Here is a 24,457-nt window from a genome sequence, read left to right on the forward strand (position 1 = left end):
TCCTGAGACCGATCCCGAGACCGATCCTGAGACCGATCCTGAGACCGCCCCCAGGACCGTCGCCGAGGCAATCGCGCGGTCCACCGCGGAAGGTAGGGCGGAAGCCGCGGCTGAGGCCACGGCGGAGGCAACGACCGAAGCCACGGGCGGAGTAACGGCCGACGTCACGACGGGGGGAGGTGGAGCCGAAGCCGGGATCGCAGCCGGGACCGAAGCCGGGATCGAAGCAACCGCCGGTGCCGGACCCGAGGCCTCCGCGGCGGAGGGCCCGGGGGCGGCCGGGCACGATGTGCCTGCGCTGCAGCGCAGGCTCGCGGCCTTCGCGGCGGCGCGGGACTGGGAGCAGTACCACACGCCCAAGAACCTGGTCGCGGCGCTGAGTGTCGAGGCGTCCGAGCTGGTGGAGATCTTCCAGTGGCTGACGCCGGAGGAGTCGGCCCGGGTGATGGAGGACCCGGAGTCGGCGCACCGGGTGACGGACGAGGTCGCGGACGTGCTCGCGTATCTGCTGCAGTTCTGCGAGGTGTTGGGGATCGACGCACTGGCGGCGCTGGCGGCGAAGATCGACCGGAACGAGCACCGCTTCCCGGTTCCGCCCGGGAAGCGGCCGGGTCGTCACTCCCTGGAGTGAGCGAGTTATCAACAAGGGCACAGTTGTCCACAAAATTCGGAAACCCCCTAGCTTTTCGGGCCGTTCGGAGTCACTCTGGGTAGTGGTCGGGTCACGGCCGACGATGGCTGCAGGGAGCGGGGGAGAGGACGCGCGGATGGACGCGATTCGGTTGATCGGTGCGACCCGACATGCCTTGGCGCAGTCGCGGGCGCCGGAGGAGATCGTGACCGAGGCCTGGCAGGCGCAGGCGCTGGCCCAGGCGGTGGGGAGCCATCTGTTGGCCAGCGGTCCGGCGGAGCTGCGGTCCGAGGCACATGGCCTGAGCGAGGCGGGTGGCCGGGCGTGCGGCGCGCTGCACCGGGTGGGACAGGGTGGCGGGGCGCGGGCGGCGCAGCTGTCCGGAGTGCAGAATCCGCGGAGCGCACTGCTGGGGCTGGGTGGACTGCTCGGCGAAGTGGGGATAGCGCTGGTCGGGGTCGCCTGTGCCGCGGCCGAGGAGGGGCTCTACTGGCAGTGCATCGAAGCGATGGACGCAGCCGACGAGTCCGGCGACCGGGTGCGGGGGTTGCTGCGGCAGCTGGCGGACCGGGAGAGGCCGCAGCCCGACTCGGCTGCGGGGCCGTGGTGAGGCCGGCGCGTTCGGTCGTCGCGGGACGGTGGCCCGGCGGTGCCCGGGCCGGTACCCATCTCTCGCATCGGCCATCGGAGCGGGGGACTTGCCCTGGCGGGTCGTTGGATGTCCGCCTCGCCGGTACGGACCGGACCAGGCGGTGGAAGCAGGGCCGGCCGGCGTGGAAGAGGGCAGGATGGAGGTATGGATCTTCGAATCTTCACCGAGCCCCAGCAAGGGGCGAGCTACGACACCCTGCGAACTGTCGCCAAGGCCACCGAGGACCTCGGGTTCGATGCGTTCTTCCGCTCCGACCACTACCTCCCGATGGGGTCCGCCGACGGGCTCCCGGGGCCCACCGACGCCTGGATCACCCTGGCCGGACTGGCCCGCGAGACCCGGCGGATCCGGCTCGGCACCCTGATGACCGCGGGCACCTTCCGGGTGCCGGGTGTGCTGGCCATCCAGGTGGCACAGGTCGATCAAATGTCCGGGGGGCGGGTGGAACTGGGCCTGGGCGCAGGCTGGTTCGAGGAGGAGCACAAGGCGTACGGGATTCCGTTCCCGAAGGAGAAGTTCGCCCGGCTGGAGGAGCAGCTGGCGATCGTCACCGGCCTGTGGGAGACGGAGATCGGCCGGACGTTCAGCTTCGACGGGACGTACTACCAGTTGGAGAACTCGCCCGCGCTCCCGAAGCCCGCGCAGGCCAAGCTGCCGGTGCTGATCGGCGGGCACGGCCCGACGCGTACTCCGCGGCTGGCCGCGCAGTACGCCGACGAGTTCAACGTGCCCTTTGCGTCCGTGGAGATCAGCGAGCGGCAGTTCGGGCGTGTGCGGGCAGCGGCCGAGGCGGTCGGGCGCAAGGGCAGCGACCTGGTGTACTCCAACGCGCTGGTCGTCTGCGTCGGCAAGGACGACGCCGAGATCGCCCGCCGGGCCGCGGCCATCGGACGGGAGGTGGACGAGCTGAAGGAGAACGGACTCGCGGGATCGCCGGCCGAGGTCGTCGACAAGATCGGCCGGTACGCAGGTATCGGCGCCTCGCGGATCTACCTCCAGATCCTGGACCTCGACGACCTCGATCAACTGGAGCTGATCTCCTCCCAGGTGCAGCCCCAGCTCACCTGACCGACAGCCGACGGATAGCCGACGGCCGACCGGCCCGCCAGCCGCACGACAGACCGGCTCCCGTCCCGGACGCCTTCCGTCCCGGGCAGGCGCCTTCCGTCCCGGGCGCCTTCCGTCCCGGGCAGGCGCCTTCCGTCCCGGGCGCCTTCCGTCCCGGGCAGGCGCCTTCCGTCCCGGGCGCCTTCCGTCCCGGTCGGCCATCAGCCCGATCCGCTCCCGGCCCGACCGGCTCCCGAACCGACCGTCGTCTCCCCGACCGGCTCCCGGACGACCACAGGAGCACCTCAGGAGCTCGCGATGCCCGCCCTCGTCACACCGCTTGCCGCCGCCCTCGCTGAGGGGCCCGTCATCCTCGACGGAGGGCTGTCGAACCAGCTCGCCGACCAGGGCTGCGATCTGTCGGACGCGCTCTGGTCGGCCCGGCTGCTGGCGGACGCTCCCGAGCAGATCGAGGCGGCTCACGCGGCGTACGTTCGCGCGGGTGCGCGGGTGCTCATCACCGCCAGCTACCAGGCGACCTATGAGGGCTTCGCCCGGCGGGGGTTGGGGCAGGACAGGACCTCGACGCTGCTGCGGCGCAGCGTGGAGCTGGCGCGGCACGCGGCGGGGGCGCGGCAGGACGTATGGGTCGCGGCGTCCGTGGGCCCGTACGGGGCGATGCTCGCCGACGGCAGCGAGTACCGGGGGCGGTACGGACTGAGCGTGCGCGAGCTGGAGCGCTTCCACCGACCCCGGATCGAGGCACTCTGCGCCGCGGAACCGGATGTGCTCGCCCTGGAGACCGTGCCGGACGCCGACGAGGCGGAGGCCCTGCTCCGGGCGGCGGCGGGCACCGGAGTGCCGGTCTGGCTGTCGTACACCGTGGCGGGCGGTACCACCCGAGCCGGACAGCCGCTGGAGCAGGCCCTGGCGCTCGTTGCCGGAAACGACCAAGTGATCGCGGCCGGCGTCAACTGCTGCCATCCGCGCGACGCGGACCGCGCTGTAGGGATCGTGCGGGAGACGACCGGCAAGCCGGCTGTCGTCTACCCCAACAGTGGTGAGACCTGGGACTCACGGGCCCGTGCCTGGCGCGGCGGTTCGGCCTTCGAGCCCGCCCGCGTCCGGGAGTGGCGGTCCGCCGGTGCCCGGCTCATCGGTGGCTGCTGCCGCGTGGGACCGGACCGGATCGCCGAAGTCGCCCAACTGGCAGGCACCGCCCGTTGACAGCACCTCTGTGAAGGAGGGGCGCGGCCGACCTTCACCGGGACGGGTGCTCCCTTTCCCGGCTGTTTCTGCCACCTCCGTCCTGGCGTCTTCCGCTGCCGCCTCCGTCCTGGCGTACTCCGCGGCCACTTCGTCACCGCGCTACGGAAATGCCGGGACTGATAGCCGCCGCGCGGGACTGCGGGACTGCGGGATCGCTACCGTGGGACCGCGCCACTGTGGGACTGCCGCAGCGTGCCCCCATCTGTCCGCGCCGGTGCGCCGGACCGCGGCATCTGGCGCCCTCAGGTACGTCGGGGTACTCGACGGGCGCGGCTGCTCCCGTCCGCCGACCTCCGGCCGTCGGGCGCCGGACCGCCGACCTCCGGGCGCCGGACCACCGGGCCGCAGGACACGCAGGACCGCCGTCCGCCGTCCGCCGACCTCCGGGCGCCGGACCACCGGGCCGCAGGACACGCAGGACCTCCGGCCTCCGGCCGCCGGACCGCCGACCTCGGGGCGCCGGAGTGAGCCGTGTCTCACCCGCGTGGTTCGGTCTTGTCTATGCAACAAGTTGCATAGCAGGATGCGGGGCATGGCACTCGAGCACGCGATTCTCGTCTCCCTGCTGGAGCAGCCGGGGTCCGGATACGAGCTGGCCCGGCGGTTCGACCGGTCCATCGGCCAGTTCTGGACCGCCACTCACCAGCAGATCTACCGCGTACTCAAGCGGATGGAGAGCGACGGCTGGATCGATGTCCGCGACGTGCCCCAGGAAGGACGGCCGGACAAGAAGGTCCACTCCGTCGCAGCCCCCGGCCGGGCCGCGCTCTCCGCGTGGCTGCACGAGCCGGTGGAACCCGAGAGCGTCCGCCACGACCTGGCGGTGAAGATCCGCGGCGCCGCGTTCGACGACCCCGCCGGGCTGATCGCCGAGGTGGAGCGCCACCGGGAGGCACACGCCGACCGGCTCGCCCGCTACCTCGCGGGGGAGCGGCGTGACTTCCCGGACCCCGGCGCGCTCGACACCGGCCAGGAACTCCAGCATGTCGTGCTCCGCGGTGGCATCGCGTACGAGCGGATGACCCTCGCCTGGCTCGAGGACGTCCTCGCCACTCTGCGCCGCACCGGCAACCAGAACTGACCGACTCACCCCCGCCACTCTGCGCCGCACCGGCAAACCAGAACTGACCGACTCACCCCCGCCCAGGAAGGCGCCCAGCATCATGGCCGACGCCCTGCTGTTCAACCCGCGTACCTACGACCCCGCCCACTTCGACCCCGAGACGCGCCGGCTGCTGCGCGCGACCGTCGACTGGTTCGAGGAGCGCGGCAAGCGGAAGCTCATCGAGGACTACCGCAGCCGGACCTGGCTGGACGACTTCCTCGCGTTCTCCGCGAAGGAGGGCCTGTTCGCGACCTTCCTCACCCCCGCCACCGCGGCGGGGAACCATGCGGACAAGCGCTGGGACACCGCCCGTATCGCCGCCCTCAACGAGATCTTCGGTTTCTACGGCCTCGACTACTGGTACGCCTGGCAGGTCACGATCCTCGGTCTCGGCCCGGTCTGGCAGAGCGACAACGCCGACGCGCGCGCCCGTGCCGCCGAACTCCTCGACCAGGGCGAGGTGTTCGCCTTCGGCCTCTCCGAGAAGACCCACGGCGCCGACATCTACTCCACCGACATGGTGCTGACCCCCGACCCCGACGGCGGCTTCCACGCCACCGGCTCCAAGTACTACATCGGCAACGGCAACGCGGCCGGGCTGGTCTCCGTCTTCGGCCGCCGCGCCGACATCGAAGGCCCCGAGGGCTACGTCTTCTTCGCCGCGGACAGCCGCCATCCGGCATACAACCTGGTCAAGAATGTCGTCGACTCCTCCAAGTACGTCAGCGAGTTCCGGCTCGAGCGCTACCCGGTACGCCCGGAGGACGTGCTGCACACCGGCCGCGCCGCCTTCGACGCCGCCCTCAACACCGTCAACGTCGGCAAGTTCAACCTCTGCACCGCCTCCATCGGCATCTGCGAGCACGCGATATACGAGGCCGTCACCCACGCCCACAACCGGATCCTGTACGGCCGCCGCGTCACCGACTTCCCGCACGTACGCCGCGAGCTGACGGACGCGTACGCCCGGCTCGCGGGTATGAAGCTGTTCAGCGACCGCGCCGTCGACTACTTCCGCAGCGCGGGTCCTGACGACCGCCGGTACCTGCTGTTCAACCCCATGACGAAGATGAAGGTGACCACCGAGGGCGAGAAGGTCATCGACCTCATGTGGGATGTCATCGCGGCCAAGGGCTTCGAGAAGGACACCTACTTCGAGCAGGCGGCCCGGGAGATCCGCGGTCTGCCGAAGCTGGAGGGCACGGTCCATGTCAACCTGGCCTTGATCCTGAAGTTCATGGGGAACTACCTGCTGAACCCGGCCGAGTACGCCCCCGTGCCCACCCGTCTGGACGCGGCGGACGACGGCTTCCTCTTCGGCCAGGGCCCGGCCCGCGGCCTCGGAGCCGTCCGTTTCCACGACTGGCGCGCCGCGTACGACGCGCATGCCGGCGTCCCCAACGTCGCCCGCTTCCGCGAGCAGGCCGACGCCTTGTGCGCCTTCGTCACCACCGCCGCCCCCGACGAGTCGCAGAGCTCGGACCTCGACCTGCTCCTCGCCGTGGGCCAGCTCTTCGCCCTCGTCGTCCACGGCCAGCTGATCCTGGAGCAGGCCGCGCTCACCGGTCTCGACACCGACATCCTCGACGAGCTGTTCGGCATCCTCGTCCGCGACTTCTCCGCCCACGCGGTGGAGCTGCACGGCAAGGACTCCGCCACCGAGGCGCAGCAGGAGTGGGCGCTCGGCGCGGTCCGCCGCCCGGTCACCGACTCCGAGCGCTCGGCCCGTGTCTGGGCCCGCGTCGAGGCGCTCTCGGGCGCGTACGAAATGAAGCCTTAAGTAAAGCCGCGCGGGCCGCCCGCCTCAGCCAGGATGGAGAGATGGCATTCCATGTTGACTCCGAGGCCGGGCGGCTCCGCCGTGTCATCCTGCACCGCCCGGATCTGGAGCTGAAGAGGCTCACCCCCACCAACAAGGACGCGCTGCTCTTCGACGACCTGCTGTGGGTGCGCCGCGCCCGGCAGGAGCACGACGGCTTCGCGGACGTACTGCGCGAGCTCGGCGTCGAGGTGCACCTCTTCGGGGATCTGCTGGGGGAGAGTCTGGAGGTCCACGAGGCCCGCAAGCTCGTACTGGACCGGGTCTTCGACGAGAAGGAGTACGGCCCGCTGGCCACCGACCATCTGCGGGCGGCGTTCGACGAACTGCCGATCCCCGAGCTGGTGGAGGCGCTGGTCGGCGGGATGACGAAGCGGGAGTTCCTGGAGCGGCACCCCGAACCCACCTCGGTCCGCTTCCATGTCATGGACCTGGACGACTTCCTGCTCGCGCCGCTGCCCAACCACATCTTCACCCGGGACACCTCGGCCTGGGTCTACGACGGGGTGTCGATCAACGCCATGCGCTGGCCCGCCCGGCAGCGCGAGACGGTGCACTTCGAGGCGATCTACCGGCACCATCCGCTCTTCACCCACTCGGGGGCCTTCCACGTCTGGTCGGAAGGGCAGAGCGCCTATCCCTCGACGATCGAGGGCGGCGATGTGCTCGTCATCGGAAACGGCGCGGTGCTCATCGGGATGAGCGAGCGGACCACGCCCCAGGCGGTGGAGATGCTGGCCCGCGGCCTGTTCGCGGCCGGGTCCGCCCGGACCATCGTGGCGCTCGACATGCCCAAGGGGCGGGCGTTCATGCACCTGGACACGGTGATGACGATGGTCGACGGCGACACCTTCACCCAGTACGCGGGGCTGGGGATGCTGCGCTCGTACACCATCGAGCCGGGCTCGGGCGAGCGCGAGCTGAAGGTGACCGACCATCCGCCGGAGCACATGCACCGGGCGATCGCGGCCGCGCTCGGCCTGGACGGCATCCGGGTGCTGACCGCCACCCAGGATGTGCACTCCGCGGAGCGTGAGCAGTGGGACGACGGCTGCAATGTGCTCGCCGTGGAGCCGGGCGTGGTGGTCGCGTACGAGCGCAACGCGACGACCAATACGTATCTGCGCAAGCGCGGCATCGAGGTGATAACGATCCCGGGCAGTGAGCTGGGGCGGGGGCGGGGCGGGCCGCGGTGCATGAGCTGTCCCGTCGAAAGGGATCCTGTATAGGGATCCTGTATAGGGATACGTTCCCTCGTATACACTTCCAGGTATTCCCTGTCCCGTCGTGAACCGAGGAGCCCACCTCATGGCGATAGACCTCACGGGCCGCCACTTCCTCAAGGAGCTGGATTTCAGCGCCGAGGAGTTCCGCCACCTCCTCGAGCTGGCGGCCGAGCTGAAGGCCGTCAAGCGCAGCGGTGCCGAGGTGCGGCGGCTGCGGGGCAGGAACATCGCCCTGATCTTCGAGAAGACCTCCACCCGCACCCGCTGCGCCTTCGAGGTCGCGGCCGCGGACCAGGGCGCCTCGACGACGTATCTCGACCCGAGCGGTTCGCAGATCGGGCACAAGGAGTCGGTGAAGGACACGGCTCGTGTCCTCGGCCGGATGTTCGACGGCATCCAGTACCGCGGGCACGGCCAGCACGTCGTCGAGGAGCTCGCCGCGCACGCCGGGGTCCCGGTCTTCAACGGGCTGACGGATGAGTGGCACCCCACCCAGATGCTGGCCGATGTGCTGACCATGACCGAGTGCACCGATCTGCCGCTGGGCGAGATCGCGTACGCCTACCTCGGCGACGCCCGCAGCAATATGGGCAACTCCTACCTCGTCACCGGCGCACTGCTGGGCATGGACGTACGGATCGTCGCGCCCACGTCACTGTGGCCCGCGGAGGAGGTCGTGGCACGCGCCCGCGAGCTCGCGGAAGGCAGCGGCGCTCGCGTCACGCTCACCGAGGACGTCGCCGAGGGCGTGCGGGGCGCGGACTTCGTCGCCACCGATGTGTGGGTGTCGATGGGCGAGCCGAAGGAGGTGTGGGACGAGCGGATCGAGCTGCTCGGCCCGTACGCCGTCACCATGGATGTGCTGCGTGCCACCGGCCGCCCCGACGTGAAGTTCCTGCACTGCCTGCCGGCCTTCCACGACCTCGGCACGAAGGTCGGCCGGGAGATCCACGAGCGGCACGGGCTGACCTCGCTGGAGGTCACCGACGAGGTCTTCGAGTCCGCGCACTCGGTCGTCTTCGACGAGGCGGAGAACCGGCTGCACACGATCAAGGCCGTGCTCGTCGCCACCCTCGCAACACCTGAATAGGTCTCCGCCACGGCCTTCCCGATCAGACCTGGCGCGGCTCTGCCCTGCGTTCGGCGCGGAGTCCATATCGCGCACTCATGACGACAGTCATGAATGAGTGATAACTTCGGTGGGCAGGCAGCAGCCCGTCCGGCTGAAGGAGGCCGTACTCCATGAGTCCGTTCACCGGTTCCGCCCGGACGACCGAGGAGTGGCGGCATCTCCGCCTGACCCGGGACGGGGGAGTCGCCACCGTCACCCTCGCCCGCCCCGAGAAGCTGAACGCCCTGACCTTCGGGGCGTACGCCGATCTGCGCGATCTGATCGCCGAACTCGCCCGGGACGGATCCGTACGCGCCCTGGTGCTCGGGGGCGAGGGGCGCGGATTCTGCTCCGGCGGGGACGTCGACGAGATCATCGGCGCCACTCTCGGGATGGACACCGGTCAGCTGCTCGACTTCAACCGGATGACCGGCCAGGTCGTCCGGGCGCTCCGCGAGTGCCCCTTCCCGGTGATCGCCGCGGTGCACGGCGTCGCCGCGGGCGCGGGCGCGGTCCTCGCGCTGGCCGCCGACTTCCGGGTCGCCGACCCGTCGGCGCGCTTCGCCTTCCTCTTCACCAAGGTGGGGCTCTCCGGCGGCGACATGGGTGCCGCCTATCTGCTGCCGCGTGTGATCGGGCTCGGGCACGCGACCCGGCTGCTGATGCTCGGCGAGCCGGTACGTGCCCCGGAGGCGGAGCGGATCGGGCTCATCAGCGCACTGGTGGAGGAGGGGCGGGCCGATGGGGAGGCCGCCGCACTCGCCCGTCGGCTCGCCGACGGCCCGGCGCTCGCCCACGCACAGACGAAGGCGCTGCTCACGGCGGAACTCGACATGCCGCTCGCCGCCGCCATCGAGATGGACGCGGCCACCCAGGCGCTGCTGATGAACAGCGCGGACTACGCCGAGTTCCACGCCGCCTTCAGCGAGAAGCGGCCGCCCAAGTGGCAGGGCAGGTAGCCGTGCCGAGTGGGACCGCGGTCCCGGGGCGGGCTGCTGCGCCGGGCCCGAGCCGGGCGTCGGGGCCGCTGCGTGTCGCGGTGATCGGCGGCGGACCGGGCGGGCTGTACGCGGCCGCGCTCCTCAAACGGATGGACCCGGACCGCGCCATCACCGTCTGGGAGCGCAACGCACCCGATGACACCTTCGGCTTCGGAGTCGTTCTCTCCGACGAGACCCTGGGCGGCATCGAACAGGCGGACCCGGACGTCTTCCGCGCTCTCCAGAAGGAGTTCGTGCGCTGGGACGCCATCGACGTCGTCCACCGGGGCCGCACCCTGACCTCAGGCGGGCACGGCTTCGCGGCTCTCGGCAGGCGCCGGCTGCTCGCGCTGCTGCACGAGCGCTGCCGTGCTCTCGGCGTACGTCTGCGGTTTCGCGAGGAAGCCCCCACGGCCGCCGAACTCGCCCGCACCCACGACCTGGTGATCGCGGCGGACGGCGTGCACAGCGCCACCCGGGAGGAACACGCGGAGGTGTTCCGTCCCCGTCTCGCCCAGCACCGCTGCCGCTACATCTGGCTCGCCGCCGACTTCGCCTTCGACGCCTTCCGCTTCGAGATCGCCGAGACCGAGTACGGCGTGATGCAGCTGCACGGCTATCCGTACGCTCACGCCTCGTCGCCTACCTCCGGCCTGCTGCGGACCGGTGGCGCGAGCACGGTCATCGTCGAGATGCGCGAAGAGGTCTGGCAGCGCGCGGGCCTGGACCGGTGCGAGGAAGCCGAGTCCACCGAGCGGTGCGCGAAGATCTTTTCCGAGGCGCTGGGCGGTCGTCCGCTGCGCGGCAACGGCTCCGCGTGGATCAGGTTCGCCACGGTCGTCAACGAGCGCTGGAGCCATGGCCGTACGGTCCTGCTCGGCGACGCCGCGCACACCGCGCACTTCTCCATCGGGTCCGGCACCAAACTGGCCGTCGAGGATGCTCTCGCCCTCGCCGCCTGCCTCCAGGGAGAGCCCGATCTGCCGACCGCCCTGGCCGCCTACGAGGCCGAGCGCCGGCCCGTGGTCGAGTCCACCCAGCGTGCCGCCCGTGCCAGCCTGGAGTGGTTCGAGAACCTCGACACCTGCCTGGACCAGCCGCCCCGCCAGTTCGCGTTCAACCTCCTCACCCGCAGCCGCCGCATCACTCACGACAACCTGCGGCTGCGCGACCCCGGGTTCGTCGCCGCCGTGGAGCGCGAGGTGTTGCCCCAGGAAGGCGACGGGGACGGGATGAGGGACGGGGCCGGCGAGGGGGCCGGCGCCGGTACGCCCCCGATGTTCACCCCCTTCCGGATGCGCGGTCTCACCCTGCGCAACCGCGTCGTGGTCTCCCCGATGGACATGTACTCCGCCGAGGACGGCACACCCGGCGATTTCCACCTGGTGCACCTCGGCGCGCGCGCACTCGGCGGTGCGGGCCTGGTGATGACCGAGATGGTGTGCGTGAGCGCGGAAGGCCGTATCACCCCGGGCTGCGCGGGTCTGTACGCGCCGGATCACCAGACGGCGTGGCGGCGCATCACCGACTTCGTGCACGACCGGTCGCCCGGTACGGCGATCGGTGTCCAGCTGGGCCACTCGGGCCGCAAGGGCTCGACCCGTCTGATGTGGGAGGGCATCGACCAGCCGTTGCCGGAGGGCAACTGGCCGGTGGAAGCCCCCTCGCCGCTGCCCTACCGGCCCGGCGTCAACCAGACTCCGCACGCCCTCGACACGGCCGGTCTGGCGCGGATCCGCGAGCAGTTCACGGAGTCGGCACGCCGCGCGGTCCGTGCCGGGTTCGACCTCCTCGAACTCCACTGCGCGCACGGCTACCTCCTCTCCAGCTTCCTCTCGCCCCTCACCAACCGGCGCACCGACGCCTACGGTGGCGACCTCACGGCACGTCTCCGCTTCCCCCTCGAAGTCTTCGACTCCGTACGGTCGGTATGGCCCGACGACCGCCCGATGGTCGTCCGGATATCCGCAACCGACTGGGCCGACGGCGGCACCACGGCCGACGACGGAGTCGAGATCGCCCGCGCCTTCGCGGCCCGTGGCGCCGACGCCATCGATGTCTCCACCGGCCAGGTCGTACCCGAGGAACAGCCGCAGTACGGACGCTCCTACCAGACCCCGTACGCCGACCGGATCCGCAACACCCTGGGGATTCCCGTCATCGCGGTCGGCGCCATCTCCTCCTGGGACGACGTCAACTCGCTCGTGCTCGCCGGCCGCGCCGACCTGTGCGCCCTGGCCCGGCCGCACCTCTACGACCCGCACTGGACGCTGCACGCCGCCGCCGAGCAGGACTACACCGGCCCCGGCGCCCCCTGGCCGCTCCCGTACGCGGCGGGCAGCCGCAAGCCTCCGTCCGGCCGCACGGACGCCCCCAACCCCAGGCTGCGCACGGGCGGATGACGGCGGCGGGGGCCGCGGCGTGAGCAGCACCTGGGGTGGCACGGGCACAGCACCTGCCGCGGCATAGCCGCGCCTGCTGAGCTGGGGAGCGCCTGCCGCCCGGCCTCACTCGGCGGACAGGGCGGCGCGTACGTGTGCCGTGCCCGCGTCCCGCAGCCGGGAATGAAGCGCCGCGAAGACCTCGGCGCTCCTGCCTCCCGGCCAGTTGCCCGGCAGCAGCTCCGCGGGCAGCCCCGGATCCGCGTACGGGACCCGGCGCCAGGAGTCCAGCATCAGCAGATGGTCGCGGTAGGCCTGCGCCGGGTCCACCGTCCGCCGCCCCTCCCAGTGCCGCAGCATCGGCTCGTGCGCATCCAGGAAGGCCTGGTGGAGTTCGGCCACCGCCTCCAGGTCCCACCACCGTCCCACCGACCGGGCCGTCGGTTCGAATCCGGCGTGCGCACCGGTGAACAGGTCCGCGTACGAGGAGAGTTCGAGCCGCTCCAGGGTGTGCCGGGTCTCCTCCAGCAGCTGGGCCGGCGCGATCCAGACCCCGGGCGCGGCCGTGCCGAAGCCCAGCCGCGACAGCCGGGAGCGGAGCAGATGGCGCTTGTGCCGCTCCTGCTCGGGAACCGAGAAGACGGCCAGCACCCAGCCGTCGCCGAGCCGCGCGGCCGGCCGGTCGTAGATGCGCCGGTCGCCGTCGTCGAGCAGCTGGCGGGCGTCGTCGGAGAGCACGTAACCGGCGGCGCCGCTCTCCGTACGGGCCGGGACGAGCAGCCCGCGGCGCTTGAGCCGGGAGACCGCGGAACGCACGGACGGCGGGTCCACATCCACGGCGCCGAGCAGCCGGATCAGCGCCGCGATCGGCACCGGCCGACCGCCGCCCGGCCCGCGGCCGCGGCCGTACGCGCCGTAGAAGGTGACGATCAGGGACCGCGGAGTGTGCTGCTCTGCCACGCGGTCACTCTAGATCGTCGCTGCCCACGGCGTGCTGAGCCCCAAGTCCCCGGAGCCGGAAGCGCTGCAGCTTCCCTGTCGGCGTGCGCGGCAGGGCTTCGAGGAACACGATCTCCCGCGGGCATTTGTACGGCGCTATCACCGACTTGACGAACCGACGCAGTGCCTCGACCGCTTCCTCGTCGCGCCGGGCGCCGTCCCGCGCCACCACGTACGCCACCACGCTCTCCCCGCGCCGCTCGTCGGGCCGGCCGACCACCGCGGCCTCCAGCACATCGGGGTGGCGCAGCAGCGCGTCCTCGACCTCGGGGCCCGCGATGTTGTACCCCGCGGAGATGATCATGTCGTCGGCGCGTGCCACATGGCGGAACCACCCGTCGGGCTCCCGCACATACGTGTCCCCGGTCAGATTCCAGCCGTCCCGGACGTACTCGCGCTGCCGTTCGTCCGCGAGGTAGCGGCAACCGGTCGGCCCGCGCACGGCGAGCAGACCCGGCTGCCCGTCCGGCACGGGTGAACCGTCGGGCCCGACCACGCGCGCGTGGAAGCCGGGCACCGGAACCCCTGTCGTGCCGGGCCGGATCGCCTCGTCGGCGGCGGAGATGAAGATGTGCAGCAGCTCGGTCGCACCGATGCCGTTGATGATGCGCAGCCCGGTGCGCTCGTGCCAGGTGTTCCAGGTGCCTGCCGGGAGGTTCTCTCCAGCCGATACGCAGCGGCGCAGCGAGGACACATCGTGCCCGTCCAGCTGTTCGAGCATGGCCCGGTACGCGGTCGGCGCGGTGAACAGCACGGACACCCGGTGCCTGCCGATCGCGGGCAGCAGCTGGGGCGGTGCGGCCTGCTCCAGCAGCAGCGCGGACGCCCCGGCGCGCAGCGGGAAGACGACCAGCCCGCCGAGCCCGAAGGTGAAGCCGAGCGGCGGGCTGCCCGCGAACAGATCATCCGGGTGCGGCCGCAGGACGCGCTCCGAGAAGGTGTCCGCGATGGCCAGCACATCGCGGTGGAAGTGCATACAGCCCTTGGGGCGTCCCGTGGTTCCGGAGGTGAAGGCGATCAGCGCCACATCGTCGGCGGACGTCCGAACCGCTTCGTACCTTCCGGGTGTGTGCGCGCACCGGTCCAGAAGGTCCTCCGGGCCCTCCCCGCCGTAGGTCGCGATCCGCAGTCCCGGTACCTCCGCCTTCACCAGGTCGTCGACCGACCGGCTGTCGCAGAGCGCGTGCCCGACCCGCGCCATCTCGCAGATGCCCGCGAGCTCCAGCGGCCGCTGCGAGGCGAGTACGGTCACGGCGACCGCACCCGCCTTCATCACCGCGAGCCAGCAGGCGGCGAGCCAGGGCGACGTGGGGCCGCGCAGCAGCACGCGGTTCCCGGGCACCACGCCGAGGTCCGAGGTCAGGACATGCGCGATCCGGTCGACCCGGTCCAGCAGCTCGCCGTACGACCAGACCTGTCCGGCGGCGTCCAGGAAGGCGGGCCGCTCCGCACCGAACCTCTCCACGGTGCGGTCCAGGAGCTCAGCACCACAGTTGAGCCGGTCCGGGTAGCGCAGCCCCGGCAGGTCGAACAGCAGCTCCGGCCACTGGTCCGGCGGCGGGAGATGGTCGCGGGCGAAGGTGTCCACGTGGGCTGAGGCCCCGAGCTCCATGGTGGATGCGCCCCCTTGCGCCGGTCCGATGGGGCCCGGCCGCCGGAGGCGGGCGGGGGATTCCTGGTTGATCCGGCCGTGCGGTTGCAGACGAGCGTAACGTGATGGTGACGACAGTCAACAGTCCGCGATAAGGGAGGTGCGCCGATGCCCGTATCCGCGCTGCAGCCGGAGCGCCGGGAGTGGTGCGCGCAGCTGCGTGAACTGGCCTCCGGCCGCTTGCGCCCGCTGGCCGAGAAGGGCGAGCCCGGCCGGGTCAACCGCCCCCTGGTGGCTGCGCTCGGCGAGTTCGGACTCCTGGCCAGGGTCTTCCCGGCGCCGGGCGAGGACCGGGTGTCGGCGCTGGACCTGTGCCTGCTGCGGGAGTCCCTGGCCATGGAGTGCACCGAAGCGGAGACGGCGCTCGCCCTGCAAGGGCTGGGCGCGTATCCGGTGGTGCAGTCCGGCAGCCGGGAGCAGCGCGAGCGGTGGATTCCGGAGGTGGTGGCGGGCCGCGCGGTCGCCGCCTTCGCGCTGAGCGAGCCGGGTGCGGGCTCGGACGCGGCCGCGCTCGTACTGGCGGCCGAGCCGGACGGGGAGGCGGGCTGGCGTCTCAGCGGTGAGAAATGCTGGATCTCCAACGCCCCCGAGGCCGACTTCTACACCGTATTCGCCCGTACGGGTGAGGGCGCGGGCGCGCGGGGCGTGACCGCGTTCCTCGTGCCCGCCGACCGCCCCGGTCTGTCCGGTGAGCACCTGGACATGCTCAGCCCGCACCCCATCGGCACCGTGTGCTTCGACGGCGTGCCGGTGTCCCGCGCGGACCTGCTCGGCGAGCCGGGACACGGCTTCGGCGTCGCCATGCGGACCCTCAATCTCTTCCGGCCGAGCGTGGGCGCGTTCGCGGTGGGCATGGCGCAGGCCGCGCTCGACGCGACCCTGGCGCACGCCGCCCGCCGCACGGCCTTCGGCGGTCCCCTGAAGGACCTCCAGTCGGTCTCCCACCAGCTGGCCGAGATGGCCACCCGCACCGAGGCCGCCCGGCTGCTGGTCCACGCGGCCGCGGCGGCCTACGACAGCGACGCCCCGGACATCGCCAAACGCTCCGCGATGGCGAAGCTGCTCGCCACGGAGACGGCGCAGTACGTGGTCGACGCCGCCGTCCAGATCCACGGCGCCCGCGCCCTCCAGCACGGGCATCTCCTCGAACACCTCTACCGCGAGGTCCGGGCACCGCGGATCTACGAGGGCGCCACCGAGGTCCAGCGCACCATCATTGCGAAGGAGCTGTACCGATGAGCGAGCTGCCGGACTCGGAATCACGTGCGGGCGGCGGGCAACCTGTGCCCGGCCCGTCGGCGACAGCGCAAGCGGTGACAGGACCTCCCGCGACCGGGCAGCCGACCGGCCTGGAGCGGATCAACCCTGCCGAGCTGTCACGGCCGGCCGGCTTCAGCCACGCCGTGACGGCCACCGGCGGCCGTCTGGTCTTCCTGGCGGGCCAGACGGCTCTCGACGGGGACGGCAAGGTCGTCGGCGACGATCTCCCCGCCCAGTTCGAGACCGCGCTCAGCAATCTCCTCACCGCCCTGCGCGCGGCCGGCGGGGCACCGGAGCACCTGGCCCGTGTCACCGTCTACGCCACGGATGTCGCGGCGTACCGCAGCCACGCCGCCGAACTCGGCCGGATCTGGCGGCGGCTGGCCGGCCGCGACTACCCGGCGATGGCGGTGATCGGGGCGGTCCGGCTCTGGGACGAACAGGCGATGGTGGAACTCGATGGCTTCGCCGTCCTGCCGTAGCGACGCAGTCCGAGCCCGAGACCCCGACTGCCCCGGAAGCGGGGGCGCAGCCCGAGGCGGCGACCGAGCGCGAGGCGGCGCCCGGCTCGCAGGAGACGGACCCGTCGACGGCGAGCCCGTCGCCCTCGCCGGCTGACCATCCCGCTGACGGCAGGCCGACACGGCCGACCCGCCGCCCCCTCACCTCCCCTTGCGGTGCGAGGCGCCGGCGAGGCCCTCTCCGGCGATGCGTGCCAGGACGGCGTCGATCACGCGGCCGTGCCGTTCGGGATCGGGTGTGTCCGGGGGCCGTCAGCCCTCCCGGAGCGAGCGGACCACACGGGTGGGATTACGGACGGCGACGACATCGGTACGGACCGAGCTCCACGATGTGCCGCAGTCCTCACCCGCGCATTCGCGGGGCTCCCGGACCAGCTCATTTTCAGCGTGGCGGGGCTCACATACCGCTTCATAGGGATCAGAATATTGGACATAGTGCTGCATTCTTCCGGATCGAGCGGGTGCTCGATCCCATGGGAGGTCCGGGACGCCTCGGTCAGTCCTCGTTCCCTGACCTCGGCTTCCCCGCTGCGGCACCCGCTTCGTGCTCGGTCGTCAGTGTGCGGACCGACTCGAGGAGGAGGGAGCGAGGAGGGAGCAAGGAGCCGATGAGCGGAGTATCAGTGACCAAGGAAGATGCCGTGCCGGGCATGGAGAATGCCCTGGTCGTACTGGACAAGGTCAACAAGCACTTCGGCACGCTGCATGTGCTCCAGGACATCGACTTGACCATCGCCCCTGGCGAGGTCGTCGTCGTCATCGGGCCCTCCGGGGGCGGTAAGTCCACGCTGTGCCGTGTCATCAACCGCTTGGAGACCATCGACTCGGGCGGGATCGCCATCGACGGCACGCCGCTGCCCGCAGAGGGGCGTGAGCTGGCCGGTCTGCGGGCCGATGTGGGCATGGTCTTCCAGTCCTTCAACCTCTTCGCGCACAAGACCGTGCTGGAGAACGTGACGCTGGGCCAGGTCAAGGTCCGCAAGAAGGACAAGAAGGCGGCCGTGGGGCGGGCGCGCTCGCTCCTCGAACGGGTGGGTGTCGCCGATCAGGCGGACAAGTACCCCGCGCAGCTCTCCGGCGGTCAGCAGCAGCGCGTGGCGATCGCCAGAGCTCTGGCCATGGAACCGAAGATCATGCTCTTCGACGAGCCGACCTCGGCGCTCGACCCCGAAATGATCAATGAAGTGCTGGAGGTGATGCAGCAGCTCGCCCGTGACGGAATGACCATGGTCGTCGTCACGCACGAGATGGGATTCGCCCGTTCCGCCGCCAACCGTGTCGTGTTCATGGCGGACGGACGGATCGTGGAGGAGACGACGCCGGACCAGTTCTTCAGCAACCCCAACAGCGACCGTGCCAAGGACTTCCTGTCGAAGATCCTTCACCACTGAGCCCGACGCCCTGAACCCGTCCCGCTCGGCAGACCAATCTCCACACGTCAATTCCTAGGGAATCACCATGAAACTGCTTAAGGTCTCCATCGCGGCCGCCGCTGCGGTCGCGCTGTCCCTGTCTGCCTCGGCCTGCGGCGATGGCGGAGGCGAAGGCGGCACGGACGGCGGCAAGAAGGTCACGGTCGGTATCAAGTTCGACCAGCCGGGCATCGGCCTGAAGACTCCGGACGGCAAGTACACCGGCCTCGACGTCGACGTCGCCACGTACGTCGCCGAGCAGCTCGGCTACAAGCCCGGTGACATCGAGTGGAAGGAAGCCAAGAGCGCCGACCGCGAGACGCTCCTCCAGCGTGGCGACGTCGACTTCATCGCGGCCTCCTACTCGATCACCCCGGAGCGTCAGCAGAAGGTCGACTTCGCCGGCCCCTACTTCCTGGCACACCAGGACATCCTGGTCCGGGCGGACGACAACTCCATCACCAAGCCCGCAGACCTGAACAACAAGAAGCTCTGCTCGGTCACCGGGTCGACCTCCGCGCAGAACGTCAAGACGGAGCTTGCGCCACAGGCCCAGCTGCAGGAGTACGGCGGCTACTCAGAGTGCCTGACCGGCCTGGAGAACAAGGTCATCGACGCCCTGACCACCGATGACGCAATCCTCGCCGGCTACGCCGCGCAGCCGGAGTTCAAGGGCAAGTTCAAGCTGGGCGGCTTCAAGCTGAGCAACGAGAACTATGGCGTCGGCATCAAGAAGGGCAGCGAACTCAAGGCCAAGATCAACACAGCCCTGGAGAAGATGGAGGCGGACGGCACTTGGGACAAGGCCGTGAAGGCCAACTTCGGCGAGGCCAACTTCCAGAACGAGCCCGCCCCGAAGATCGGAAACATCGTCAGCTGAAGCACCGTCGGCTGAATCAGAGCACTACCGGCGCGCCGCCCACCGAGGCGGCGCGCCCATGTCCTCCACACACGCGGAAGTGCGGGAGATCGTGTTCGACTTTCTTGAGGGTTACGACCTGCTGGGGGCCTTCTGGGTGACGGTACAGCTCACCGTCTACTCCGCCATCGGCTCCCTGATCTGGGGAACGCTCCTGGCTGCCATGAGGGTGAGCCCGGTGCCCCTGATGCGCGCCTTCGGCACCGGTTACATCAACATCGTGAGGAACATTCCCCTGACGGTGATCATCGTCTTCACCTCGCTCGGCCTCTTCCAGACGCTCGGCGTCACCCTCGGCGCCGACAACTTCGAGACCATCAACTTCAGGCTCGCCGTGCTCGGCCTGACCGGCTACACCTCCGCCTTCGTCTGCGAGGCACTGAGGTCCGGCATCAACACGGTCCCCGTCGGTCAGATGGAGGCGGCGCGCGCCGTCGGCCTGAACTTCATCCAGGTGCTGCGGCTGATCATCCTTCCGCAGGCCTTCCGCTCGGTGGTGGGTCCGCTGGCGAGCGTGCTGATCGCGCTGACCAAGAACACCACGGTGGCGGCGGCGATCGGTGTCGCCGAGGCCGCGTCGCTGATGCGGACAATGATCGAGAACGAGGCTCAGCTCTTTCTCATCTCCGCCATCTTCGCGTTCGGATTCATCTGCCTCACCCTCCCGACCGGACTGATCCTCGGCTGGGTGAGCAAGAAGGTGGCGGTGAAGCGATGACCTCCTTTCTGTACGACGCCCCGGGCCCGCGCGCCAAGCGGCGAAACGTCCTGTACACGGTGGTGTTCCTCGTCGCCCTCGCGGCGCTCATCTGGTGGGTGATCCAGAGTCTCGCCGACAAGAACCAGCTCGAATGGGTCAAGTGGAAGCCGTTCTTCACCGACTCCCGCGCCTGGTCGACGTACCTCTGGCCAGGGCTCGAGAACACGCTGAAGAGCGCATCCCTCGCCATGGTCATCGCGCTGCCTCTCGGAGCGTTCTTCGGGATCGCCCGGCTCTCCGACCACTGGTGGGTGCGCGGCGTGGCCGGCGCCGTCGTGGAGTTCTTCCGCGCCATCCCTGTGCTCATCCTGATGTTCTTCGCCAACGCGCTGTACGCCCAGTACACCGACATCAGCCCTGACACCCGGCCGCTGTACGCCGTGGTCACGGGTCTCGTCCTCTACAACGCGTCGGTGCTCGCCGAGGTGGTGCGGGCCGGCATCCTGTCCCTGCCCGCAGGTCAGACCGACGCGGCCAAGGCGATCGGTATGCGCAAGGGGCAGACCATGCGGTACGTGCTGCTGCCGCAGTCAGTAACCGCGATGCTGCCGGCCATCGTCAGCCAGATGGTGGTCATCGTGAAGGACACCGCCCTCGGTGGCGCGCTGCTCGGCTTCTCCGAACTGCTGGCATCGGTCCGCCCGATGAGCGCGAACTACGGTGCGAACACCATCGCCAGCTTCACCATTGTCGCCGTCATGTTCGTCCTGCTGAACTTCGCGCTCACCACCTTCGCGACCTGGCTGGAGGGCAGGCTGCGTCGCGGCAGGAAGTCCACTGGCGCGGTCGTCACCGCAGGCGCGGTCGAGGAGCTCGCGACGCCGGGCGAGCACCTCGGCCCGACCGACGAGAAGAAGTGACGGGACGAACCTACCGACCGCTGGTATCGGGAGGTTCGGGGACCGAGAAGAGGTCTCCTGACCTGGGAGAGCGTCAAATGTCGCGGAAGATCTCGATCTGCGCGCCGACCGAGTTCAGCCGCTCCGCCAGATCCTCGTAACCCCGGTTGATCACATAGACGTTGCGCAGCACCGACGTGCCCTCGGCGGCCATCATCGCCAGCAGCACCACCACCGCGGGCCGCAGCGCCGGCGGGCACATCATCTCCGCCGCCCGCCAGCGCGTCGGCCCCTCGACCAACAGCCGGTGCGGGTCGAGCAGTTTGACGTCCGCGCCCAGCCGGTTGAGGTCGGTGAGGTAGATCGCGCGGTTGTCGTAGACCCAGTCATGGATCAGCGAAGAGCCCTGGGCCGACGCGGCGATGGCCGTGAAGAACGGCACATTGTCGATATTGAGCCCGGGGAACGGCATGGGGTGGATCTTGTCGATCGGAGCGTGCAGCTTCGACGGCCGTACGGTCAGGTCGATCAGCCGGGTGCGCCCGTTGTCCGCCGGGTACTCGGGGGTGCGCTCGTGGTCGAGCCCCATCTCCTCCAGCACGGCCAGCTCGATCTCCATGAACTCGACCGGCACCCTGCGGATCGTCAGCTCCGACTCCGTGACCACCGCGGCGGCGACCAGGCTCATCGCCTCCACCGGGTCCTCCGAGGGCGCGTAGTCCACATCGCGGTCGATATGCGCCAGGCCGTGCACGGTCAGCGTCGTCGTGCCGATGCCCTCGACCCTGACGCCCAGCTGCTCCAGGAAGAAACACAGGTCCTGGACCATGTAGTTGGAGCTGGCGTTGCGGATCACGGTGACGCCGTCGTGCCGGGCCGCGGCCAGCAGTGCGTTCTCGGTCACCGTGTCGCCCCGCTCGGTCAGCACGATCGGGCGGCCCGGGGAGACGGCGCGGTCGACCTGCGCGTGGTACGTGCCGTCGGTCGCCGTCACCTCGAGGCCGAAGTGGCGCAGCGCCGTCATATGGGGCTGTACGGTCCGCGTGCCGAGGTCGCAGCCGCCCGCGTAGGGAATCCGGAAGCGGTCCATCCGATGCAGCAGGGGGCCCAGGAACATGATGACGCTGCGCGTCCTGCGTGCCGCGTCGGTGTCCATGGTGTCCAGGTCGAGACGCGCCGGGGGGACGATCTCCAGATCGCCGCCGCCGTTGATCCATCGCGTGCGGACACCGATGCTGCCCAGCACCTCCAGGATCCGGTAGACCTCCTCGATCCGCGCGACCCGCCGGAGCGTCGTGCGCCCGGAGTTGAGCAGCGAGCCGCACAGCAGCGCCACGCACGCGTTCTTGCTCGTTTTCACATCGATGCTGCCGGACAGGCGGCGTCCGCCCACGACGCGCAGATGCATCGGGCCCGCATAGCCGAGGGAGACGATTTCACTGTCCAGCGCCTCGCCGATCCGGGCGATCATCTCAAGGCTGATGTTCTGGTGGCCACGCTCGATACGGTTGACCGCACTCTGGCTGGTACCGAGTGCCTCCGCAAGTTGCGACTGTGTCCATCCCCTGTGCTGACGGGCGTCGCGGATGAGCTTCCCGATGCGTACGAGGTAGTCATCAGTCATGAGTCGAGGTTATCTCATATATGAGATTGAGCGGGTATCGGTGGCTGCGCCGCGCGTATGGCCGATACCCTCCTCATCTCCAGATTGGGCCGTATGGCGCTATTCCGCCAATCAGGCGAATCCCGCCTGGCCGGAGGCCCGAGGCCCGATCGTCGGGTGCTCGGCGACCCCGCTGCCGCGAAGCCGCTGCCGCACCCGGCGGCCGCCACCCCCCGCTGTGAAGAGGACCGGATGCGAAAGCTCACGTACTACATCGCGCTGACCATCGATGGCTTCATCGCCGCCCCCGACGGCTCCGCCGACTTCTATCCCCTGGGCGAGGACCTGCTCGCCCACATCGCCTCGGAGTACCCGGAGACGCTGCCGACGCATGCGCGCAAGGCGCTCGGGGTCGACTCCGAGAACAAGCACTTCGACACCATCGTGATGGGCAGGGCCACCTACGACCCGGCCCTGAGGGAGGGCATCACCAGCCCGTACCAGCACCTGCGGCAGTACGTGGTCTCGCGCAGCCTCGCCGCCAGCCCCGACCCCGCGGTGCACATCGTCTCCGGCGACCCGGTCGCGATGGTCCGGGAGCTCAAGGAGGAGGACGGGCTCGGCATCTATCTGGCCGGCGGCGGACAGCTCGCGGGGGCGCTGCTCCCCGAGATCGACGAACTGATCGTGAAGATCTACCCCGTCGTCGCCGGCTCCGGGACCCCGATGTTCTCGGCGGAGTTCAGCCCCCTGCAGTTCGAACTCACCGCCGGTCGCCTCTTCGAGAGCGGCGCGGCCATCATGACGTACGCCCGGAAGTGACAGAGCCCCGGAAGTGACAGAGCCCGGAAGTGACGTACGCCCGGGCGCAGGGCTCAGCCCCGCGCGCCGGGTTCCGCGGCCGGGGTGTACCGCACGGGCAGACGGCTCAGGCCGCGTAGGAGGCTGGGACGCCGGACGAGGTCGGCCGGGTCGGCGTCCAGGGCGAGATCGGGACAGCGCTCGAGGAGGCTCCTGAGGGCGACGGAGGTCTCCAGCCGGGCGAGCGGGGCGCCGAGGCAGTGGTGGATGCCGTGGCTGAAGGCGAGGTGGCCGCGGCCCCCTGCGGCCGTCGCTTTGCGGCGGATGTCGAAACGGTCGGGCTCGGTGAAATGACGGGGATCTCGGGACGCCGAGGCGAGAACGACGAGCACCGGCTCGCCGGCGGGGATCCTGGTGCCCGCGATCTCCACGGGCTCGGAGGCGAACCGGAAAGCGGAGGTCCCCGTCGGCCCCTCGTAGCGGAGCATTTCCTCGATCGCGCCGTCGAGCAGAGTCCAGTCGGCGCGGAGCGCGGCGAGTTGGCCGGGGTGGCGGAGCAGGAGGTACGTGCCGCTCGAAATGAGGTTGACGGTGGTCTCGTGTCCCGCGACGAGCAGGAGAAAGGCCATGCCGATCATTTCCTCGTGCGAGAGCCGGTCGCCGTCGTCATCCATGGTGCCGACCAGCGCGCTCAGGAGATCGTCGCCCGGAGCCCGTCGCTTGGCGTCGATGAGGGTGCCGAAGTAGCCGGTCATGGCCAGGCCGGCGGCGCCCGCGGCCTCAGGGCTCGTGGGGTGGACCATCTCGGCCGACCAGCCGCGGAACGCCGTGCGGTCGGGGGCCGGGACTCCCAGCAGTTCGCAGATGACGGCCAACGGCAGCGGCAGGGCGAAGGATTCGACGAGATCGGTGCGGCTGAGGGGCAGCATGGCGTCCAGGAGTTCGTCGGTGATCTGCTGGATGCGGGGGCGCAGGGCCTCGATGCGGCGCGTGGTGAACTCCCCGGCGACCAGCTTGCGCAGCCGGGTGTGCTGGGGCGGGTCGGTCTGCAGCATGTTCAGGCCGATCGCGTAGCCGCCGTCGTCGTCCCAGGCCGCCGAGTGGCGAAGGTCGTTGCACAGCCGCGGGTCGGCCAGGGCGGCCCGGGCTTCGTCGTGACCGACGACGAGCCAGACCTCGCCGGAATCGTTGGTTCGCACGCGGTGGACGGGCCCCTGCTCGCGCAGGGCGGCGTAGACGGGGTACGGGTCGGAGAGGAAGTCCGTGCCGGGCGGGGCGAGTTCCTCCAGATCGGGCGTATGCACAGTGCAGTCCCTTCGTCGTCCGGGAGCGTGGTCGGAAGGTGAATTGGGGAGTACTCCCCAATTTCGGATCGACCTTAACGATTCAACCGGGGAGCTGTCCACGGTTATTCGCGCGGGGCGCGGCCCCAAAGTGGGCGGAGGTGGCTGTCGATCGTCCGCCGTTCGCC

At 70.3% G+C, this 24,457-nt stretch carries 21 protein-coding genes; 17 read left to right on the forward strand and 4 right to left on the reverse strand.

Annotation, left to right across the window (positions count from 1 at the left end):
* Positions 1 to 289: 289 nt before the first annotated feature.
* The 10 genes from ABZW18_RS04465 to ABZW18_RS04510 all read left to right on the forward strand — a co-directional run bounded on the left by ABZW18_RS04465 (position 290) and on the right by ABZW18_RS04510 (position 12,242).
* A complete protein-coding gene (locus ABZW18_RS04465) occupies positions 290 to 631 on the forward strand; it encodes a nucleotide pyrophosphohydrolase (protein WP_356182024.1) in 342 nt (113 codons plus the stop codon).
* Between the two features lie 136 nt (positions 632 to 767).
* Entirely contained in the window at positions 768 to 1,241 is a 474-nt protein-coding gene (locus tag ABZW18_RS04470) for a DUF6099 family protein (RefSeq protein WP_356181939.1), read from the forward strand.
* A gap of 186 nt (positions 1,242 to 1,427) precedes the next feature.
* Positions 1,428 to 2,351, forward strand: a complete 924-nt coding sequence (locus tag ABZW18_RS04475) for an LLM class F420-dependent oxidoreductase (protein WP_356181942.1) — start codon at positions 1,428 to 1,430, stop codon at positions 2,349 to 2,351.
* Positions 2,352 to 2,648: 297 nt separating this feature from the next.
* Positions 2,649 to 3,557: a homocysteine S-methyltransferase gene (gene mmuM, locus ABZW18_RS04480; RefSeq protein ID WP_356181945.1), complete on the forward strand. Its 909-nt coding sequence runs from the start codon at positions 2,649 to 2,651 to the stop codon at positions 3,555 to 3,557.
* Between the two features lie 574 nt (positions 3,558 to 4,131).
* Positions 4,132 to 4,680 carry a PadR family transcriptional regulator gene (locus tag ABZW18_RS04485; protein WP_356181948.1) on the forward strand — a complete coding sequence of 183 codons (549 nt, stop codon included), beginning with the start codon at positions 4,132 to 4,134 and terminating at the stop codon, positions 4,678 to 4,680.
* Positions 4,681 to 4,762: 82 nt separating this feature from the next.
* Positions 4,763 to 6,484 (forward strand): acyl-CoA dehydrogenase family protein, encoded by a 1,722-nt coding sequence (locus tag ABZW18_RS04490; protein ID WP_356181951.1) that lies wholly within the window; start codon positions 4,763 to 4,765, stop codon positions 6,482 to 6,484.
* Positions 6,485 to 6,525: 41 nt separating this feature from the next.
* Positions 6,526 to 7,752, forward strand: a complete 1,227-nt coding sequence (locus ABZW18_RS04495; protein ID WP_356181954.1) for an arginine deiminase — start codon at positions 6,526 to 6,528, stop codon at positions 7,750 to 7,752.
* 79 nt (positions 7,753 to 7,831) lie between these two features.
* Complete coding sequence (gene argF, locus ABZW18_RS04500; protein WP_356181957.1) at positions 7,832 to 8,839, forward strand: ornithine carbamoyltransferase; 1,008 nt, start codon at positions 7,832 to 7,834, stop codon at positions 8,837 to 8,839.
* Positions 8,840 to 8,991: 152 nt separating this feature from the next.
* Positions 8,992 to 9,819, forward strand: coding sequence for an enoyl-CoA hydratase family protein (locus tag ABZW18_RS04505; protein ID WP_356181960.1), 828 nt, complete (start codon positions 8,992 to 8,994; stop codon positions 9,817 to 9,819).
* Positions 9,820 to 9,887: 68 nt separating this feature from the next.
* Positions 9,888 to 12,242, forward strand: coding sequence for a bifunctional salicylyl-CoA 5-hydroxylase/oxidoreductase (locus tag ABZW18_RS04510; protein WP_356182026.1), 2,355 nt, complete (start codon positions 9,888 to 9,890; stop codon positions 12,240 to 12,242).
* Between the two features lie 105 nt (positions 12,243 to 12,347).
* Here ABZW18_RS04510 and ABZW18_RS04515 read toward each other — a convergent pair whose 3' ends face one another.
* Together ABZW18_RS04515 and ABZW18_RS04520 are read right to left on the reverse strand one after the other, a co-directional pair.
* A complete protein-coding gene (locus ABZW18_RS04515) occupies positions 12,348 to 13,181 on the reverse strand; it encodes a PaaX family transcriptional regulator C-terminal domain-containing protein (RefSeq protein WP_356181963.1) in 834 nt (277 codons plus the stop codon).
* 4 nt (positions 13,182 to 13,185) lie between these two features.
* Entirely contained in the window at positions 13,186 to 14,832 is a 1,647-nt protein-coding gene (locus ABZW18_RS04520; protein ID WP_356181966.1) for an AMP-binding protein, read from the reverse strand.
* A gap of 147 nt (positions 14,833 to 14,979) precedes the next feature.
* Between ABZW18_RS04520 and ABZW18_RS04525 the strand changes: the two genes are divergently transcribed.
* The 6 genes from ABZW18_RS04525 to ABZW18_RS04550 all read left to right on the forward strand — a co-directional run bounded on the left by ABZW18_RS04525 (position 14,980) and on the right by ABZW18_RS04550 (position 20,603).
* Positions 14,980 to 16,110 carry an acyl-CoA dehydrogenase family protein gene (locus ABZW18_RS04525; protein WP_356181969.1) on the forward strand — a complete coding sequence of 377 codons (1,131 nt, stop codon included), beginning with the start codon at positions 14,980 to 14,982 and terminating at the stop codon, positions 16,108 to 16,110.
* 110 nt (positions 16,111 to 16,220) lie between these two features.
* Positions 16,221 to 16,613 carry a RidA family protein gene (locus ABZW18_RS04530; protein WP_356182029.1) on the forward strand — a complete coding sequence of 131 codons (393 nt, stop codon included), beginning with the start codon at positions 16,221 to 16,223 and terminating at the stop codon, positions 16,611 to 16,613.
* A gap of 647 nt (positions 16,614 to 17,260) precedes the next feature.
* Positions 17,261 to 18,043, forward strand: a complete 783-nt coding sequence (locus ABZW18_RS04535; RefSeq protein ID WP_356181972.1) for an amino acid ABC transporter ATP-binding protein — start codon at positions 17,261 to 17,263, stop codon at positions 18,041 to 18,043.
* 67 nt (positions 18,044 to 18,110) lie between these two features.
* Complete coding sequence (locus ABZW18_RS04540) at positions 18,111 to 18,944, forward strand: glutamate ABC transporter substrate-binding protein (protein WP_356181975.1); 834 nt, start codon at positions 18,111 to 18,113, stop codon at positions 18,942 to 18,944.
* A gap of 91 nt (positions 18,945 to 19,035) precedes the next feature.
* A complete protein-coding gene (locus ABZW18_RS04545; protein WP_356182032.1) occupies positions 19,036 to 19,701 on the forward strand; it encodes an amino acid ABC transporter permease in 666 nt (221 codons plus the stop codon).
* Positions 19,698 to 20,603 carry an amino acid ABC transporter permease gene (locus ABZW18_RS04550; RefSeq protein ID WP_356181978.1) on the forward strand — a complete coding sequence of 302 codons (906 nt, stop codon included), beginning with the start codon at positions 19,698 to 19,700 and terminating at the stop codon, positions 20,601 to 20,603. The genes ABZW18_RS04545 and ABZW18_RS04550 overlap by 4 nt, the downstream gene beginning before the upstream one ends.
* A 73-nt stretch (positions 20,604 to 20,676) precedes the next feature.
* Here the strand turns inward: ABZW18_RS04550 and ABZW18_RS04555 are convergent, their stop codons facing one another.
* Positions 20,677 to 22,206, reverse strand: a complete 1,530-nt coding sequence (locus tag ABZW18_RS04555) for a UDP-N-acetylglucosamine 1-carboxyvinyltransferase (protein WP_356181981.1) — start codon at positions 22,204 to 22,206, stop codon at positions 20,677 to 20,679.
* A 231-nt stretch (positions 22,207 to 22,437) separates the two neighbouring features.
* Here ABZW18_RS04555 and ABZW18_RS04560 point away from each other — a divergent pair, with 231 nt between their 5' ends.
* Positions 22,438 to 23,007, forward strand: a complete 570-nt coding sequence (locus ABZW18_RS04560) for a dihydrofolate reductase family protein (RefSeq protein WP_356181984.1) — start codon at positions 22,438 to 22,440, stop codon at positions 23,005 to 23,007.
* Positions 23,008 to 23,060: 53 nt separating this feature from the next.
* Here the strand turns inward: ABZW18_RS04560 and ABZW18_RS04565 are convergent, their stop codons facing one another.
* Positions 23,061 to 24,290, reverse strand: a complete 1,230-nt coding sequence (locus ABZW18_RS04565; protein ID WP_356181985.1) for a cytochrome P450 — start codon at positions 24,288 to 24,290, stop codon at positions 23,061 to 23,063.
* Positions 24,291 to 24,457: the final 167 nt, after the last annotated feature.

Origin of the sequence: Streptomyces sp. NPDC004647 (genome assembly GCF_040609575.1) — a bacterium.
Classification (GTDB): Bacteria; Actinomycetota; Actinomycetes; order Streptomycetales; family Streptomycetaceae; genus Streptomyces.

What these genes read in the sequence shown, in the direction of transcription:
- ABZW18_RS04470 (WP_356181939.1), top strand. Translation starts at nt 768, where the DNA reads ATGGACGCGATTCGGTTGATCGGTGCGACCCGACATGCCTTGGCGCAG.
- ABZW18_RS04475 (WP_356181942.1), top strand. Translation starts at nt 1,428, where the DNA reads ATGGATCTTCGAATCTTCACCGAGCCCCAGCAAGGGGCGAGCTACGAC.
- mmuM (WP_356181945.1), top strand. Translation starts at nt 2,649, where the DNA reads ATGCCCGCCCTCGTCACACCGCTTGCCGCCGCCCTCGCTGAGGGGCCC.
- ABZW18_RS04485 (WP_356181948.1), top strand. Translation starts at nt 4,132, where the DNA reads ATGGCACTCGAGCACGCGATTCTCGTCTCCCTGCTGGAGCAGCCGGGG.
- ABZW18_RS04490 (WP_356181951.1), top strand. Translation starts at nt 4,763, where the DNA reads ATGGCCGACGCCCTGCTGTTCAACCCGCGTACCTACGACCCCGCCCAC.
- ABZW18_RS04495 (WP_356181954.1), top strand. Translation starts at nt 6,526, where the DNA reads ATGGCATTCCATGTTGACTCCGAGGCCGGGCGGCTCCGCCGTGTCATC.
- argF (WP_356181957.1), top strand. Translation starts at nt 7,832, where the DNA reads ATGGCGATAGACCTCACGGGCCGCCACTTCCTCAAGGAGCTGGATTTC.
- ABZW18_RS04505 (WP_356181960.1), top strand. Translation starts at nt 8,992, where the DNA reads ATGAGTCCGTTCACCGGTTCCGCCCGGACGACCGAGGAGTGGCGGCAT.
- ABZW18_RS04520 (WP_356181966.1), bottom strand. Translation starts at nt 14,832, where the DNA reads ATGGAGCTCGGGGCCTCAGCCCACGTGGACACCTTCGCCCGCGACCAT.
- ABZW18_RS04525 (WP_356181969.1), top strand. Translation starts at nt 14,980, where the DNA reads ATGCCCGTATCCGCGCTGCAGCCGGAGCGCCGGGAGTGGTGCGCGCAG.
- ABZW18_RS04535 (WP_356181972.1), top strand. Translation starts at nt 17,261, where the DNA reads ATGAGCGGAGTATCAGTGACCAAGGAAGATGCCGTGCCGGGCATGGAG.
- ABZW18_RS04540 (WP_356181975.1), top strand. Translation starts at nt 18,111, where the DNA reads ATGAAACTGCTTAAGGTCTCCATCGCGGCCGCCGCTGCGGTCGCGCTG.
- ABZW18_RS04550 (WP_356181978.1), top strand. Translation starts at nt 19,698, where the DNA reads ATGACCTCCTTTCTGTACGACGCCCCGGGCCCGCGCGCCAAGCGGCGA.
- ABZW18_RS04555 (WP_356181981.1), bottom strand. Translation starts at nt 22,206, where the DNA reads ATGACTGATGACTACCTCGTACGCATCGGGAAGCTCATCCGCGACGCC.
- ABZW18_RS04560 (WP_356181984.1), top strand. Translation starts at nt 22,438, where the DNA reads ATGCGAAAGCTCACGTACTACATCGCGCTGACCATCGATGGCTTCATC.